This is a genomic window from Klebsiella sp. 141240 (genome assembly GCF_050600805.1).
In the GTDB taxonomy this organism is placed as follows: domain Bacteria; phylum Pseudomonadota; class Gammaproteobacteria; order Enterobacterales; family Enterobacteriaceae; genus Klebsiella; species Klebsiella aerogenes.
The window spans coordinates 19,969-35,494 of sequence record NZ_JAQIRK010000005.1 but is presented as its reverse complement, the minus strand read 5'-3'; the positions used below and the strand labels follow the sequence as shown (position 1 = coordinate 35,494).

Here is a 15,526-nt window from a genome sequence, read left to right as displayed (position 1 = left end):
AATAAAGACCCTGAGGAGTTCAGGGCATGTATCCCTGTGATAAAGGAGGAGCTATGTCGTCAACACTACGAGCAGCCAGTAAGGATACGCTACAGGTCAAAGACAAAACCTACCATTACTACAGCCTGGCGCTGGCCGCTAAACACCTGGGCGATCTCACCCGACTGCCCAAATCTCTCAAAGTTCTGCTTGAAAACCTCCTGCGCTGGCAGGACGGCGACTCGGTGACGGAACAAGACATTCAGGCGCTGGCCGGTTGGCTGGCGACAGCGCACGCCGACCGCGAAATTGCCTACCGACCGGCACGCGTGCTGATGCAGGATTTCACCGGGGTACCGGCGGTGGTGGATTTAGCCGCTATGCGCGAAGCGGTAAAACGCCTGGGCGGCGATACCGCGAAGGTGAACCCGCTCTCTCCGGTTGACCTGGTCATCGACCACTCGGTGACGGTAGACCGTTTTGGTAATGAAAACGCTTTTGAAGACAACGTGCGTCTTGAAATGGAACGGAACCACGAGCGTTATGCATTCCTGCGCTGGGGGCAGCAGGCCTTCAGCCGCTTTAGCGTCGTGCCGCCGGGAACCGGGATCTGCCACCAGGTAAACCTTGAATATCTTGGCCGTGCCGTCTGGAGCGAACTGCAGAATGGCGAATGGGTGGCTTACCCGGATACGCTGGTGGGTACCGATTCGCACACCACCATGATCAACGGTCTCGGCGTATTAGGGTGGGGCGTCGGCGGGATTGAAGCGGAAGCCGCGATGCTTGGTCAGCCGGTATCCATGCTCATTCCCGATGTCGTTGGTTTCAAACTGACCGGGAAACTACGTGAAGGGATCACCGCGACCGATCTGGTACTGACAGTGACCCAGATGCTGCGCAAACATGGTGTGGTTGGCAAGTTCGTAGAATTCTACGGCGACGGCCTTGACTCGTTACCGCTGGCCGACCGGGCGACCATTGCTAATATGTCGCCGGAATATGGCGCGACCTGCGGATTCTTCCCGATCGATGCGGTGACTCTCAGCTATATGCGCCTCAGCGGACGCAGCGAAGAGCAGGTGGCGTTGGTTGAAGCGTATGCCAAAGCGCAGGGCATGTGGCGCCAGACGGGCGATGAACCGGTCTTTACCAGCACCCTGGCGCTGGATATGGGGACGGTTGAGGCCAGCCTCGCCGGGCCGAAACGGCCGCAGGACCGCGTCGCGTTGGGCGATGTGCCGAAAGCGTTTGCCGCCAGCAACGAACTGGAAGTGAATCAAACGCAAAAATCGCGTCAACCGGTTGATTACACTCTCGATGGGCAACGCTATTCGCTGCCGGAAGGCGCGGTGGCGATTGCGGCAATCACCTCCTGCACCAACACCTCCAACCCAAGCGTGTTGATGGCCGCCGGCCTGCTGGCGAAGAACGCGGTTGAGCGCGGCCTTAAACCGCAGCCGTGGGTGAAAGCCTCGCTGGCGCCGGGTTCGAAAGTGGTTTCCGATTATCTGGCGCATGCGGGGTTGACGCCTTATCTTGATGAGTTGGGCTTTAACCTCGTCGGCTACGGTTGTACAACCTGTATCGGTAACTCCGGGCCGCTGCCGGAACCTATCGAAGAGGCAATCAAAAAAGGTGACCTGACCGTCGGCGCAGTGCTCTCCGGCAACCGTAACTTCGAAGGTCGTATCCATCCGCTGGTGAAAACCAACTGGCTGGCGTCGCCTCCGCTGGTCGTAGCCTATGCGCTGGCCGGCAATATGAACATCGATCTGACCCGCGAACCGCTTGGGGTTGGTAAAGACGGTAAGCCGGTGTTCCTGAAGGATATCTGGCCGAGCGGCGAGGAGATTGCTCGCGCTGTGCAGCAGGTTTCTACCGAGATGTTCCGTAAAGAGTATGCCGAAGTCTTTGAAGGTACCGAGGAGTGGAAAGCGATTCAGGTTGAGCGTTCCGATACCTATCGCTGGCAGGATGACTCTACCTATATTCGCCTGTCGCCATTCTTTGATGAGATGGGGGTTGAGCCGAAACCGGTGGAAGATATTCATGGCGCGCGGATCCTGGCGATGCTTGGTGATTCCGTCACCACCGACCATATTTCCCCGGCAGGAAGCATCAAGGCTGACAGCCCGGCAGGACGCTACTTGCAGGAGCACGGCGTGGCGCGCGGCGATTTCAACTCTTATGGTTCGCGACGCGGTAACCATGAAGTCATGATGCGCGGCACCTTTGCTAATATTCGTATCCGTAACGAAATGGTGCCGGGTGTAGAAGGGGGGATGACGCGTCATTTGCCGGACACGCAGCCTATCGCCATCTACGATGCGGCTATGCTGTACAAAGCCGAAGGTACGCCTCTGGCGGTAATCGCCGGTAAAGAATATGGCTCAGGCTCCAGCCGCGACTGGGCGGCAAAAGGGCCGCGTCTGTTGGGCGTGCGGGTGGTCATTGCCGAGTCCTTCGAACGTATTCACCGCTCCAACCTTATCGGCATGGGGATATTACCGCTGGAGTTTCCACAAGGCGTGACGCGTAAAACGCTACAGTTGACCGGCGAAGAGCGGATTGATATCAGCAACCTGCAGGCGCTGCATCCCGCGGCACAGGTTCCAGTCACGATTACCCGCGCCGATGGACAGCAGGAGGTCATTCAGTGTCGCTGTCGTATCGATACCGCGACTGAGCTGACTTACTATCAGAACGACGGCATTCTGCATTATGTGATTCGTAATATGCTGTAAAAGAAAGGGCCAGCGAATGCTGGCCCTGATTCATTCTGGAACTGAATTATTTATTCAGCAGATGCCCCATCTTGGCAGCCTTGGTATCGAGATAGTGTTCGTTTTTCGGGTTACGCCCGACGATGAGCGGCACGCGTTCGACGATATTGATCCCCGCCTCGGTCAGAATTTCGACTTTCTTCGGGTTGTTAGTCAACAGGCGAACCTGCTCGACGCCGAGCAGCTTGAACATGTCGGCGCACAGCGTAAAGTCGCGCTCATCGGCGGCAAAACCAAGCTGGTGGTTGGCTTCGACGGTATCGTAGCCTTGATCCTGTAGCGCGTAGGCGCGAATTTTATTCAGTAAACCGATATTTCGGCCTTCCTGACGATGATAAAGCAGGATCCCGCGTCCTTCTTCAGCGATGTGCGACAGCGCCGCTTCCAGCTGAAAACCGCAATCACAACGCAGACTAAAAAGGGCATCGCCCGTCAGACATTCTGAGTGTACGCGAGCCAGTACCGGGGCTTGCCCCGAAATATCGCCATACACCAGCGCGACATGATCCTGCCCGGTTGCCAGTTCTTCAAAGCCCACCATCAGGAAATCGCCCCAGGGGGTTGGCAGTTTGGCTTCTGCCACACGTTTAAGCTGCATGTGATTCTCCAGATTCTGACAGCACCTGAATGTGCTTTCTGTTTACTACTATTTTGCCACAACGCCGCGACGTTCTCCTAATTACCAACAACCGCCTGCGCGGAAAGCGCACAAACGATCTACTTTCCGTTATGATATTCAGAAGGAAAGAGAAGGAGATACGATGCTGTTAATTGCCAAAAGGACCGCCATCGGGGCGGCGCTATTGCTTGTTATGCCCGTTATGGTCTGGCTCTCCGGCTGGCAGTGGCAGCCAGGTCAAGCCCCGGCCATGTTGAAAATGTGGTACTGGGTGACTGAAACGGTAACCCAGCCGTGGGGAATCATTACCCACGTAGCGCTATTTGGCTGGTTTTTGTGGTGTTTACGTTTTCGTCTGCGCGAAGCGCTGGTGCTGTTTCTCATTCTCGGCGCTGCTATCCTGGCAGGACAGGGGCTAAAATCCTGGATCAAAGAACGGGTGCAGGAACCACGGCCGTTTGTGATTTGGTTAGAAAGAACCCAGCAGGTTCCGGTGGCGCAATTCTATGAGTTAAAACGTAAAGAACGCGCTAAACTGGTGCATGAGCAATTGGCTGAACAACAGACAATACCGGGGTTCTTACGTAAACACTGGCAAAAAGAGACCGGTTTTGCCTTTCCGTCCGGCCATACCATGTTTGCCGCCAGCTGGGCGCTGCTTGGCGTCGGGCTGTTGTGGCCGCGTCGGCGCTGGGTGACTATCGGTGTGCTGTTAGGATGGGCGACGGCGGTCATGGGCAGCCGCCTGGCGTTGGGCATGCACTGGCCGCAGGATCTTATCGTGGCGACCAGCCTTTCGTGGCTGCTGGTTACCGCGGCGACCTGGCTCACGCAGCGTTTTTGCGGCCCGTTAACCCCGCCTGTCGAAGAGACGACGGATATCAAAAAACGCGCAACCTGACGCTGTTTATGTTGATTTTCGCGACACCCGGCCGCATATCATGACGGGTGTCATGCTTTTCCATTTCACCACTGCGGTGAAAATGATACTTTATAGGGCTTGAACGCGTTTTACTCGCGCAACCCACAGAACGGGAAGTCATGTGAAATATTTACTTATTTTCTTACTGGTGTTAGCTATCTTCGTCATCTCTGTGACGCTGGGTGCGCAAAATGACCAACTGGTCACGTTCAACTATTTGCTCGCGCAGGGTGAATTCCGCATCTCCACGTTGCTGGCGGTGTTATTTGCTGCCGGGTTTGCGATTGGCTGGCTGATTTGCGGCCTGTTCTGGTTACGGGTACGAGTATCGCTGGCCCGCGCCGAGCGTAAAATTAAACGCCTGGAGCAGCAGATCGCGCCAGTGACCGTAGCGCCTGCTGATGCCGGCGTCCCTGCGGTCAAGGAATAACCGTCTATGCTGGAGTTGTTGTTTCTGCTTCTTCCCGTTGCCGCAGCCTATGGATGGTATATGGGGCGCAGGAGCGCACAACAGTCCAAACAGGACGATGCAAATCGCCTGTCGCGCGATTATGTCGCTGGGGTCAACTTCCTGCTGAGCAACCAGCAGGATAAAGCCGTGGATCTGTTCCTTGATATGTTGAAAGAGGACACCGGCACCGTTGAAGCCCACCTGACGCTTGGCAACCTGTTTCGTTCTCGCGGCGAAGTTGACCGCGCTATCCGCATTCACCAAAGCCTGATGGAGAGCGCCTCGCTCACCTACGACCAACGCCTGCTCGCCGTCCAGCAGTTGGGCCGTGATTATATGGCCGCGGGCCTGTACGATCGCGCGGAAGATATGTTCAAGCAGTTGGTAGATGAAACCGACTTCCGCCTGGGCGCGCTACAACAACTGCTGCAAATTTACCAGTTAACCAGCGATTGGCAGTCCGCTATTGAAGTCGCCGAACGGCTGGTAAAATTGGGCAAAGAAAAGCATCGCAGCGATATCGCCAACTTCTGGTGTGAGCTGGCGCTGCAGCAGATGGCCAGTAACGATCTCGATAAAGCAATGACGCTGCTGAAAAAAGGCGCGTCAGCGGACCGCAACAGCGCCCGCGTCTCGATTATGATGGGGCGCGTGTGGATGGAAAAAGGCGACTACGCGAAAGCGGTAGAAAGCCTGGAACGGGTGATTGGCCAGGATAAAGAACTGGTTGGTGAAACCCTGGAAATGCTGCAAACCTGTTATCAGCAGTTGGGTAAGCATGAGGAGTGGGAAGCGTTCCTGCGCCGCTGTGTAGAAGAGAACACCGGGGCGACCGCGGAACTTATGCTGGCGCAAATTATCGAGCAGCAGGAAGGCGCCGAGGCCGCGCAGAGCTATGTGACTCGCCAGTTGGAACGCCACCCGACGATGCGCGTGTTCCACAAACTGATGGACTACCATCTTAATGAGGCGGAAGAAGGGCGCGCGAAGGCGAGCCTGGGGGTTCTGCGCAATATGGTTGGCGAGCAGGTGCGGAGCAAACCGCGTTACCGCTGCCAGAAGTGCGGTTTTACTTCTCACACCCTGTACTGGCACTGCCCGTCCTGCCGTTCTTGGGCGACTATCAAGCCGATTCGCGGCCTTGATGGCCAGTAACTTCTAAAAAAAACCTGACTTTAGTTACAACATACTTGCCTGGGTTTTAGCGTATCCATTTCTGCAGCCGCGTGCCCGCTTTTGTCTGTAGACGGGCAAAACCAGCCTGTCATTTTCCCCACTTCGCAGGTAGAATGCTGCCCGTTTACCTTTTTTGCGCCCTGGCGGCGCTCATCCACAATTAAGGTCCGGTCATGACGTCTACTGCTAGCTCTTCTCCTCGCGTTATCACATCCTCTCCCGTCGTTGTTGCGCTTGATTATGATAACCGTGACAAGGCGTTGGCCTTTGTTGATCGAATCGATCCGCGCGACTGCCGGTTAAAGGTAGGTAAGGAGATGTTCACGCTGCTGGGGCCGCAATTTGTTCGCGACCTGCATCAGCGCGGCTTTGAAGTGTTCCTCGACCTGAAATTCCACGATATCCCGAACACCACCGCACGCGCGGTCGCCGCAGCCGCGGAGCTTGGCGTATGGATGGTGAACGTTCACGCCTCCGGCGGCGCGCGCATGATGACGGCTGCCCGCGAGGCGTTGTTACCGTTCGGAAAAGAGGCGCCGCTACTGATTGCGGTCACCGTATTGACCAGCATGGAAGCCAGCGATTTGCAAGACCTTGGCATCACGCTTTCACCTGCCGATCATGCTGCTAAACTGGCGGCGCTAACCAAACGCTGTGGTCTCGATGGCGTAGTCTGTTCCGCGCAGGAGGCCGTCCGCTTTAAACAAGAGTTAGGACAAGAATTTAAGTTAGTTACCCCGGGGATCCGCCCCACAGGCAGCGATGCGGGCGACCAACGCCGGATTATGACTCCGGAACAGGCGCAGCAGGCGGGGGTTGATTACATGGTGATCGGCCGGCCGGTCACCCAGTCTGCCGATCCGGCTGCAACGCTTGCGGCTATCAACGCGTCGCTGAAATTGGAGGCGTAATGAGCGATTCTAACAGCCGCCTGGTTTACTCTACCGATAGCGGGCGTATTGAAGAGCCGAAAGCGGCGCTGCAACGTGCGAAAGGCGATGGTATCGTGCGCATTCAACGCCAGACCAGCGGGCGCAAAGGGAAGGGCGTCTGCTTGATTACCGGCATCGATCTCGATGACGATGCGCTGGCGAAGCTGGCCGCGGAGCTGAAAAAGAAATGCGGCTGCGGCGGTTCACTGAAAGATGGAGTGATTGAAATTCAGGGTGATAAACGCGACTTGCTGAAATCACTGCTGGAAGCTAAAGGGATGAAAGTAAAATTAGCGGGTGGCTAAGATAATTTCTACGAAATAAACAACAAGGCCACGGTAAATACCGTGGCCTTAATTATTGGTAGATGCGTGAGTCAGTAACTACGAAATTATTATTAATTTAATACGCGGGGTGGTTATTTACCAACCTGGTGGCCAATGATGCCGCCAACCGCTGCGCCGCCCAGGGTACCCAGGGTGCTGCCGTCGGTTAATACCGCGCCGCCCAGTGCGCCAGCGCCTGCGCCGATTGCGGTATTACGGTCGCGTTTAGACCAGTTGGAACAAGCGCTCAGGGACATTACTACAGTAACCGCCAGTACGGCCGCAGCCATTTTTTTGCTCATTGAAGTCATCATTTTATTCTCCTGAATAATCTATTCATGGATACACCTTCCTTTAAGCATAGCAACTGGCTATGACTTAAGGGTTATTCCATGAAACTTAAGTTGCGCAGGTGTTGCTCTAATCACGCAGGTGATAGTCACTTCCTGTTATATCGCTAATAATAATTCTACTTATTTTAAAATTTAACGTCAGGTAAAAAATCTTAATTGCGGGTCAGAATACTCTCAGACGCAGAAAGGCTGCCAACGCCATTCTACGGGCGCTGGCGGAAGCGATCAGGCGGGGTCGACTATATCGAGCGTTAAACCGCTCCCGGAGAGCTGCCGGCGGATAGTTTCGCTCAGGTTGTTGTCGGTTATGACGCGATTGAAACGGGCAATCGGGCCCAGTGGATAAGGATGCACGACGCTGAACTTCGAACTGTCGCTGAGTACGATAGCCTCGCACTGCTTTTCCAGCACCGCGTTGACCACATCGGCGCGCATCATGTCGCGGCCGGTAAAGCCGGTTTCGGTCTGCCAGCCGTCAACGCCGATAAACGCCTTGCTGAAGTGCACCTGCTGGATGCATTGACGGGTTAATGGGCCCACCATGCTTTCACTGCGCTTCTGATAAATACCGCCCAGCAGGATGACCTCGCCCGGCGTTTCCTTGAGTAAATGTGCGATATAGCTGCTAACGGTGATGATAGTGATATCACCGCGTTCCGCCAACGTGCGGGCCAGAAGGGCGTTTGAGCTGCCATTTTCGATGAACACCGTTTCTCCGGCTGCCACCAGCGACGCGGCGCGCGCGGCGAGTTCACGCTTAATGGCAAAGTTGGTCATCATCCGGGTTTCGACGTCTTCACTATCCAGTGGTACCGCAAAGCCGTGGGTACGGCGCAGGTAGCTTTGTTTTTCCAGCGAATTCAGATCCTGACGAATAGTGACTTCGGAGACACCGGTCATCCTGGCCAGATCGGCAACGCTCATGCGGCCTTTATCAATGACCATTTGTAAAATACTTTGTTGTCGGGCGTTCATAGCTACATCACAGTTAGAGGTCTATACGGCGCCCAGCAGGCTTTACGGCGTGCTGGGGGACAGGAATCAATCAGATTTCCCACGGCGCTTTTGATTGCCCTGAATCCTTCTCTGGCTCGTCGTGAGACAATGCCTGCAGTTCGGCTTTGAGGATCTCCAGATTATGGATCGCCGAGTGATAATCTCCGGCAACCAGAATATCCAGCACGGTATCGATACGTTGGGCGAGCAGGCGGGCATTCAGATCAGACATAGCATTATCCTGGTTACAAAAATGAATGAAATCAATGATGCAAAAAACGGTTGCAAAAGAGAAGCGAAAAAAACGCACATCCTTGCGCAGCTGGCGATATTCACTCAAAACGAGAAATGCATGGCCCCTGGGCAGGGGCCATAAAAGCGTTACGCCGCCGGACGGGCGATGACGCTGCGGGTTTCCATACGAACTTCAGCGATAGTCACGTCGATAACATCGGTGACTTTATAAACCACTTCACCTTTAATCTGTACGGTTCCGTTCTCCTGGCTGCAGACCAGTTCATCGCGCACCGCGTGCAGGAAAGGTGCCGGAATAAAGGCGACAGCGCCGTTATCGACCAGGCGCACGCGCATGCCGCCGCGGCTGACATCAATGATTTCTGCCGCGTAGCGGGTATCGGTTCCGGCTTTATCGTTGAGGAAGCGAGCATACAGCCAATCTGCGACGTCACGTTCCGCCATACGGTTCAGACGACGACGTTCCGCCATCTGCACGGTGATATCATCCTGCGGGCGACCAATGGTCTCGCCTTTAATGATGGCCTTTAACAGACGGTGGTTGATCATATCGCCGTATTTACGGATTGGCGAAGTCCAGGTGGCGTAAGCTTCCAGGCCAAGGCCGAAGTGCGGGCCCGGCTCGGTACTGATCTCCGCGAACGACTGGAAGCGACGGATGCGGCTATCGAGGAAACCTGAAGGCTGAGCATCCAGTTCGCGGCGCAGTTTACAGAAGCCGTCCAGTGTCAGGACTTCCAGCGGATCGACGTGTACATCGTGCGTTTTCAGCAGCGCGGCCAGCTGCTCGGTGTTAGCTGGGTCGAAACCGGTATGCACGTTATAGACGCCAAAGCCCAGGTTATCGCGAAGCACGCGTGCCGCGCAGATATTAGCGGCAATCATTGACTCTTCAACAATGCGGTTGGCGATGCGGCGCGGTTCGGCAACGATATCCAGCACTTCACCTTTCTCACCCAACACGAAGCGATAATCAGGGCGGTCTTTGAACACCAGGGCGTGGGTTTGACGCCATTCGCTGCGGCGTTGGCAGACTTCCTGCAGCAGTTTGATTTGCTGCGCGATAGCGTCATCGGCAGGCTGCCAGGCGCCGATATTTTCCAGCCAGTTGGAGACGTCGTCATAAGCCAGTTTGGCTTTTGATTCGATGGTCGCGGCGAAGAATTCGATATTATCTTCAATGGCGCCGTCGGCTGCCAGGGTCATGCGGCAGGCGAGCACCGGGCGCACTTCGTTGGCGCGCAGCGAGCACAAATCGTCAGACAGTTCGCGCGGCAGCATCGGGATATTAAAGCCCGGCAGATAGTTGGTGAAGGCGCGAATTTTCGCCGCGTTGTCCAGTTTGCTGCCCTCGGCAATCCACGCTGTCGGATCGGCGATAGCGACGGTCAGCAGAAGTTTACTGTCGTCGGCGCGCTCTACAAACAGCGCGTCGTCCATATCTTCGGTGCTGGCGCTGTCGATGGTTACAAACTCAAGCGCCGTCAAATCGCGACGTTCCAGTCCTTCATCGAGCATCTCGGTGGCAACGCCATTCGGCGCTTCTTTTTCCAGGTTATGACGCGCCAGCGTCACCCACCACGGCACGAAATGATCGTCGCTAAAGGTGATGAATTGCGTTAATTCGGCATAGAAACCGCGGTCGCCTTTCAGCGGATGGCGACGCATTTCAGCCACCGCCCAGTCACCCTGTTTGAAATCGTGTTCTACGCCACGCGCGGCGCGGCAAGGGATGGCGTCTTTCAGCAGCGGATGATCAGGAACAATAGACAGACGATCGTCTTTTTTCTGCACTTTACCGACAAAACGGGTCAGGAAAGGCTCAACCAGCTCTTCCGGCTCGGCGCTTTCACGTTCTTTTTCCGTATGGACCACAGCGATAATACGATCGCCATGCATCACTTTTTTCATTTGCGGCGGCGGAATGAAGTAGCTTTTCTGCGAGTCGACTTCGAGGAAGCCAAAACCTTTTTCCGTACCTTTAACGACCCCTTCAACGCGCGGGGTCTGGGAATGCAATTGCTGTTTAAGCTGCGCTAGCAGCGGGTTGTCCTGAAACATAATTAGGTTTTTTCGTGGCTAAAAGAGCGGCTGACATTTTTACGCGAATATGCCTGCCTCAGCAAGCGCTGTTTCAGCATTTTACGTCGCTTGACGTACCTCGCCGAGGGCGACTTTAAGCCGATTCAGCCAGCCGCAAAGGCCGCACCACGCCAGCAGATCGATAGCTTCAACGCGGGAAAGCCCATATTCAGTGAGGGGAGTTAGCTGCGCGGCGCTAAAACGGTCCGGCGCACGAGTCAATAGCTGCGCCGCCTGCAGGAAAACGTGTTCCAAAGAATGGCTTTGCGCCCAGTGCTGAATCATTCGTTCATCGCCGCGCAATGCCTGCAACAATCCGTTGTCAACTGTCCAGCGCGCGGCCCAGGCGTTAAAACAGCTGACGCTGCCGTTGATTCGCGCCGCCAGCAATGCCGCCATTGCGCTTAAGGGCTGCGCAGAGTTATCCAGTTGATTCAGCAGTTGATGCAGCAGTGCTAACGCGCCTTCATCCGTTGCCAGAAGGGGGGCGAGAGGCTGCAGGCCGGGATGACGGTGCCATGCGGCGAGCCTGGCTTGCCTGTCATCATTGGCGTAACGCAGGTCGGCATCATCGATATCCAGTGACCACTCTCCGGTAACATCAGTAAAGCGTTCTGCCGGGGCATCATCCTGCTGCGGCATACCTGGAAGCCAGCGTACCGGCTGGCCGAGCGCGGCCTGAAACGCGGCCACCGCGCGGGCCTGAAAACCCACGAAGCCAATAATTTGGTTAATTAACACAATATCGCGGCTGGTCAGTCCTACCTCATCAAGCTGACGGCGGGAGACCTCGTTGATAACAGAAGGGGAACTGGCTAACTGGCGGGCGTACTGGGTTATCTGCGCCAGCCGGTGATTACTCTCTCGTGAAGAGTCTGGGCCCGGTAACGGCGCCAGACGCGCGGCGTAGTGGTTACACAAGCGCTGTACGCCGTAGACCTGAGCGACGGTCAGGGCCGTGCTGAGACGGTCGTAGGCATTAAAGGTTTGTAATCGGGTGACCGTGACGCTGTCCGGGAAAAGTACCTTTGCCAACTGACGCGCGGGCGCCAGCCAGCCTTCATGAGGGTGGCTAAGATCGGCTGCGAGTGGCAGATCGAGCAAAAAACGGTCATCAACGTCAGCGGCCTCCGGGACCAGAGGAAGAACCTCGACCGGGCTATTGGTTGACTGGGTCTCGTGATACCAGTGGTTTTTGCCATACACGCGGCGTTGCTCCATGGGCGTTCCTTGTTCGGTAGGTGGCGAACCGCCGTTTCGCGGTACCTCTTTGCACAACTATCCTGGCGTAACCCTGAAGCAGGAGAAAATATTGATACGTACTAATAAATAGCGGATTGGAATAACAGAAGAGAAGCGTAAGCAGAGAAGGGAGAGAGATCCTCCTCACCGGGGTGAGGAGGATAAGGAACTTATTTCAGTTCCAGTTCGTTCATCGCAGCGATGCTGAAACCGCCGTCAACGTGAACGACTTCACCGGAGATGCCCGCAGACAGGTTAGAGCACAGGAAGGCCGCGCTGTTGCCGACGTCTTCGATGGTGACGGTGCGACGGATCGGGGTGACCGCTTCGCAGTGCGCCAGCATTTTACGGAAATCTTTGATACCGGATGCCGCCAGGGTGCGGATCGGACCCGCAGAAATGGCGTTAACACGAATACCTTCCGGACCCATCGCGTTCGCCATATAGCGGACGTTGGCTTCCAGAGACGCTTTTGCCAGACCCATAACGTTATAGTTCGGGATCGCGCGCTCAGCGCCCAGATAGGAAAGGGTCAGCAGCGCGGAGTCCGGGTTCAGCATTGAGCGGCAGGCTTTTGCCATCGCCACGAAGCTGTAGGCGCTGATGTCGTGGGCGATTTTGAAACCTTCGCGGGTGACGGCATTAACATAGTCGCCATCTAACTGGTCAGCTGGCGCATAACCGATAGAGTGCACGAAACCATCAAATTTCGGCCATACTTTTTCAAGTTCAGTGAACAGCGCGGTGATGCTTTCGTCTTCAGCCACGTCGCACGGCAGCACAATGTTAGAACCCAACGCAGCAGCAAACTCTTCTACGCGGCCTTTCAGTTTTTCGTTCTGATAGGTGAATGCCAGTTCAGCCCCTTCACGGTGCATTGCTTGCGCAATACCGTAGGCGATGGACAGTTTACTGGCCACGCCAGTGATCAGAATGCGCTTACCGGAAAGAAAACCCATAGCTTTAATCCTTATCGTTATTGCTTATTTTTACTCTAACAATCAAACGGTTAACGTTGTTATTTCAAAATAACTCAAATTTAGCCAGGAATTATATCCCACTGAAGACCCCTTGTGTCACGATTTTTTGTGCCGCCTATCGCAACGCAGCGCGTAAGGACAAATGCGCTCACTCCAGTATATCACCGGATAATCACTACGTTTTACCGTGAGATCACGACGCGTTACCGATATTTCTGCGGTTAACGGCGCACGATCGTGGTGAGTAACAGTAGGGCGTCTGTCGTGAGCGGCGCGAGTTCGCCCGGCGCTTGCTGATGCCAGAAAATACCCGATTGCGCTTCACATTGCCGTTCACCAAGTTGCCAGCGACCCTGCAATACCCACGCGACGCCTTCGTCGCCGGGAGTCTGTACATCGTTCACGACCCGTACCTCGGCGGCGGCGCGACTGCGCTGGGTCATGATATTAAAGTCGAGACCGCGCTCGCGGATCCCTTCGCTACGCAGCGGCCACTCGCCGGCAAAAGCCCAGGGTTGCCACAACGCTAAAGGGTGATCGATAGCTTCGCCTTTCAGACGCAGCGGCTGCCCGGTCAGTAGGGTAATGACACGATCGACGCCGGGAAAGCAGGAAAACGGACCATCATTTTGTAGGGTGGCAATGCTGGCTCGCCACAAAAAAGGGGCATCAGGAGAAGGTACACAGACTATCTCACGGGTCTCGCCAGCGCCATTTTTCCAGGGTGTGACGGGCAGAGTGGATAGTTGGACGGGAACGATCATGAGCGGTACACCTCGGCTAAGCGCTGCCTGCGCAGGCGTTAATCAACGTTATTGTTATGGTTTTGTTACTTTTTGCAATACAAAGAATTTACATATTCATCACAAAAATAGGATGCGTGCGGTGCGGGCAGTTGTCAATGCTTGTATATACAGGATCGGTCAGGTGGGGAGTCAATGAAATAATAATAGCGAGGTACCTATGTCTTCTTTTTCGTCTACAGACGGGCAACCAAAAAGTAATGAGGCAGGATTAAAGGAAACGCGGTCGATTGATTACATTCCCGAACGCGAGAGGCATGGGCATCCGTTTAGCCAGTTTACTCTGTGGTTTGGCGGCAACCTGCAAATTACCGCTATTGTCACCGGCGCTTTAGCCGTGGTGCTGGGCGGCGACGTGGTGTGGTCGCTGATAGGCCTTCTTCTTGGGCAGGTGTTGGGGGCGGCGGTGATGTCGCTGCATGCCCTGCAGGGACCACGGCTGGGTTTGCCGCAGATGATAATCAGCCGCGCCCAGTTTGGCGTCTTTGGCGCGGTAGTGCCGCTGGTACTGGTCTGCGTCATGTATGTTGGCTTCTCCGCCAGCGGTACCGTACTGGCCGGGCAGGCGATGGCAAAACTGTTAAGTATCAGCAACGTTGCCGGCATGCTGCTATTCAGCGCGATTATTATTGTTATTGCGGTACTGGGTTATAAGGTGATTCATAAGCTGGGTAAACTGGCGAGCATTATCGGCATTCTGGCTTTTGTCTATATGTTCGTTACGCTACTGATGTCGGCGGATCTCACGGCCCTGGCGCAAAATAACCATTTCTCCCTGCCGATGTTCCTGCTGGCCGTGTCGCTGTCATCGTCGTGGCAAATCGCGTTCTGCCCGTATGTGTCCGACTATTCGCGCTACCTGCCACGCAATGTATCGGCAACGAAAACGTTCTGCTCGGTATTTTTCGGTACCGTATTAGGAACCCAGACATCCATGACGCTAGGGGTATTTACCGCCGCGATTGCCGGCAGCGCTTTCCCCGGTCATGAAGTGAGTTATCTGGTGGGATTGGGTAAAAGCCAGGTGATGGCGATGGTCATCTACTTTGCTATTTGCTTTGGCAAAATCACCTTCACGACGCTTAACGCCTACGGCAGTTTTATGTCTCTGACCACCATTGTTTCCGGTTTCCGTCGCCAGACGGCATTGTCGCAGAAATGCCGTGTCGCTTTCGTCGTCCTGATGGTCGCGGCTTCGTGTATTATCGCGCTGCTCAGTGAGCCAGCTTTCTTAAAACACTTCACCCATTTCCTGTTATTCCTGCTGGCTTTTTTCGTTCCCTGGAGCGCCATCAGCCTGACCGATTACTACATTATCTCTAAAGGCGCGGTCGATATTCCGGCGCTTAGCGACCCGCATCAGCGCTATGGTTTCTGGAATCTGTATGCCATTACCATTTATATCATTGGCGTGCTTATTCAACTGCCGTTTATTGAGAACCCGCTGTTCCATGGTTCGCTGACGTGGATATTCGCCGGCAATGATGTGTCATGGATTATCGGCTGGGTAGGTACAGGATGGTTGTATTTTGCGCTGCGCCGCTTTGACCGCCGACCATTACCGGCGCAGAACGTGTTCCCGCAGTCATAAAGGGCAGGGGCGGCTATTATGCCGCCCCTGAAG

At 55.1% G+C, this 15,526-nt stretch carries 15 protein-coding genes; 7 read left to right on the top strand and 8 right to left on the bottom strand.

From position 1 onward, the window contains the following. The first annotated feature begins 53 nt into the window (after positions 1 to 53). Positions 54 to 2,726 (top strand): aconitate hydratase AcnA, encoded by a 2,673-nt coding sequence (acnA, locus tag PGQ95_RS11050; RefSeq protein ID WP_087859375.1) that lies wholly within the window; start codon positions 54 to 56, stop codon positions 2,724 to 2,726. 46 nt (positions 2,727 to 2,772) lie between these two features. On the opposite strand, the gene ribA is transcribed toward acnA, so the two are convergent. Beyond that, complete coding sequence (ribA, locus tag PGQ95_RS11045) at positions 2,773 to 3,363, bottom strand: GTP cyclohydrolase II (protein WP_015366227.1); 591 nt, start codon at positions 3,361 to 3,363, stop codon at positions 2,773 to 2,775. A gap of 163 nt (positions 3,364 to 3,526) precedes the next feature. On the opposite strand from ribA, the gene pgpB reads away from it, so the two are divergent. From pgpB to yciH, 5 genes are all read left to right on the top strand, one after another. Continuing rightward, the gene (gene pgpB / locus PGQ95_RS11040; RefSeq protein WP_213794815.1) at positions 3,527 to 4,285 is read left to right on the top strand and encodes a phosphatidylglycerophosphatase B; all 759 of its coding nucleotides are present in this window, start codon (positions 3,527 to 3,529) and stop codon (positions 4,283 to 4,285) included. Between the two features lie 142 nt (positions 4,286 to 4,427). Further along, a complete protein-coding gene (locus PGQ95_RS11035; protein ID WP_045374686.1) occupies positions 4,428 to 4,736 on the top strand; it encodes a LapA family protein in 309 nt (102 codons plus the stop codon). 6 nt (positions 4,737 to 4,742) lie between these two features. Further along, positions 4,743 to 5,912 (top strand): lipopolysaccharide assembly protein LapB, encoded by a 1,170-nt coding sequence (lapB, locus tag PGQ95_RS11030; RefSeq protein WP_087859378.1) that lies wholly within the window; start codon positions 4,743 to 4,745, stop codon positions 5,910 to 5,912. A gap of 194 nt (positions 5,913 to 6,106) precedes the next feature. Further along, positions 6,107 to 6,844, top strand: a complete 738-nt coding sequence (gene pyrF / locus PGQ95_RS11025) for an orotidine-5'-phosphate decarboxylase (protein ID WP_045393148.1) — start codon at positions 6,107 to 6,109, stop codon at positions 6,842 to 6,844. Then, complete coding sequence (yciH, locus tag PGQ95_RS11020; protein WP_213794814.1) at positions 6,844 to 7,170, top strand: stress response translation initiation inhibitor YciH; 327 nt, start codon at positions 6,844 to 6,846, stop codon at positions 7,168 to 7,170. The genes pyrF and yciH overlap by 1 nt, the downstream gene beginning before the upstream one ends. A gap of 113 nt (positions 7,171 to 7,283) precedes the next feature. On the opposite strand, the gene osmB is transcribed toward yciH, so the two are convergent. The 7 genes from osmB to PGQ95_RS10985 form a co-directional block, all read right to left on the bottom strand. Beyond that, positions 7,284 to 7,502 (bottom strand): osmotically-inducible lipoprotein OsmB, encoded by a 219-nt coding sequence (gene osmB / locus PGQ95_RS11015; protein ID WP_032688354.1) that lies wholly within the window; start codon positions 7,500 to 7,502, stop codon positions 7,284 to 7,286. 267 nt (positions 7,503 to 7,769) lie between these two features. Then, the gene (locus PGQ95_RS11010; RefSeq protein ID WP_087859379.1) at positions 7,770 to 8,519 is read right to left on the bottom strand and encodes a DNA-binding transcriptional regulator YciT; all 750 of its coding nucleotides are present in this window, start codon (positions 8,517 to 8,519) and stop codon (positions 7,770 to 7,772) included. A gap of 70 nt (positions 8,520 to 8,589) precedes the next feature. Continuing rightward, a complete protein-coding gene (locus tag PGQ95_RS11005; protein ID WP_015366235.1) occupies positions 8,590 to 8,772 on the bottom strand; it encodes a hypothetical protein in 183 nt (60 codons plus the stop codon). Positions 8,773 to 8,921: 149 nt separating this feature from the next. Next, positions 8,922 to 10,856: an exoribonuclease II gene (locus PGQ95_RS11000; protein WP_430918080.1), complete on the bottom strand. Its 1,935-nt coding sequence runs from the start codon at positions 10,854 to 10,856 to the stop codon at positions 8,922 to 8,924. An 81-nt stretch (positions 10,857 to 10,937) separates the two neighbouring features. Next, a complete protein-coding gene (locus tag PGQ95_RS10995) occupies positions 10,938 to 12,098 on the bottom strand; it encodes a CMD domain-containing protein (RefSeq protein WP_430918078.1) in 1,161 nt (386 codons plus the stop codon). A gap of 191 nt (positions 12,099 to 12,289) precedes the next feature. Next, on the bottom strand, positions 12,290 to 13,078 hold the full coding sequence (fabI, locus tag PGQ95_RS10990) for an enoyl-ACP reductase FabI (protein ID WP_061154898.1): 789 nt from the start codon (positions 13,076 to 13,078) through the stop codon (positions 12,290 to 12,292). Between the two features lie 242 nt (positions 13,079 to 13,320). Continuing rightward, positions 13,321 to 13,863 carry a HutD/Ves family protein gene (locus PGQ95_RS10985; RefSeq protein WP_430918076.1) on the bottom strand — a complete coding sequence of 181 codons (543 nt, stop codon included), beginning with the start codon at positions 13,861 to 13,863 and terminating at the stop codon, positions 13,321 to 13,323. Between the two features lie 199 nt (positions 13,864 to 14,062). Here PGQ95_RS10985 and PGQ95_RS10980 point away from each other — a divergent pair, with 199 nt between their 5' ends. After that, the gene (locus PGQ95_RS10980; protein WP_430918074.1) at positions 14,063 to 15,493 is read left to right on the top strand and encodes a purine-cytosine permease family protein; all 1,431 of its coding nucleotides are present in this window, start codon (positions 14,063 to 14,065) and stop codon (positions 15,491 to 15,493) included. Positions 15,494 to 15,526: the final 33 nt, after the last annotated feature.

Bases quoted from the DNA above. Each gene is read 5' to 3' on its own strand.
- pyrF (WP_045393148.1), top strand. From the start codon at position 6,107: ATGACGTCTACTGCTAGCTCTTCTCCTCGCGTTATCACATCCTCTCCC.
- PGQ95_RS10985 (WP_430918076.1), bottom strand. From the start codon at position 13,863: ATGATCGTTCCCGTCCAACTATCCACTCTGCCCGTCACACCCTGGAAA.
- PGQ95_RS11000 (WP_430918080.1), bottom strand. From the start codon at position 10,856: ATGTTTCAGGACAACCCGCTGCTAGCGCAGCTTAAACAGCAATTGCAT.
- yciH (WP_213794814.1), top strand. From the start codon at position 6,844: ATGAGCGATTCTAACAGCCGCCTGGTTTACTCTACCGATAGCGGGCGT.
- PGQ95_RS10980 (WP_430918074.1), top strand. From the start codon at position 14,063: ATGTCTTCTTTTTCGTCTACAGACGGGCAACCAAAAAGTAATGAGGCA.
- acnA (WP_087859375.1), top strand. From the start codon at position 54: ATGTCGTCAACACTACGAGCAGCCAGTAAGGATACGCTACAGGTCAAA.
- ribA (WP_015366227.1), bottom strand. From the start codon at position 3,363: ATGCAGCTTAAACGTGTGGCAGAAGCCAAACTGCCAACCCCCTGGGGC.
- fabI (WP_061154898.1), bottom strand. From the start codon at position 13,078: ATGGGTTTTCTTTCCGGTAAGCGCATTCTGATCACTGGCGTGGCCAGT.
- osmB (WP_032688354.1), bottom strand. From the start codon at position 7,502: ATGACTTCAATGAGCAAAAAAATGGCTGCGGCCGTACTGGCGGTTACT.
- lapB (WP_087859378.1), top strand. From the start codon at position 4,743: ATGCTGGAGTTGTTGTTTCTGCTTCTTCCCGTTGCCGCAGCCTATGGA.
- PGQ95_RS11005 (WP_015366235.1), bottom strand. From the start codon at position 8,772: ATGTCTGATCTGAATGCCCGCCTGCTCGCCCAACGTATCGATACCGTG.
- PGQ95_RS11010 (WP_087859379.1), bottom strand. From the start codon at position 8,519: ATGAACGCCCGACAACAAAGTATTTTACAAATGGTCATTGATAAAGGC.
- pgpB (WP_213794815.1), top strand. From the start codon at position 3,527: ATGCTGTTAATTGCCAAAAGGACCGCCATCGGGGCGGCGCTATTGCTT.
- PGQ95_RS10995 (WP_430918078.1), bottom strand. From the start codon at position 12,098: ATGGAGCAACGCCGCGTGTATGGCAAAAACCACTGGTATCACGAGACC.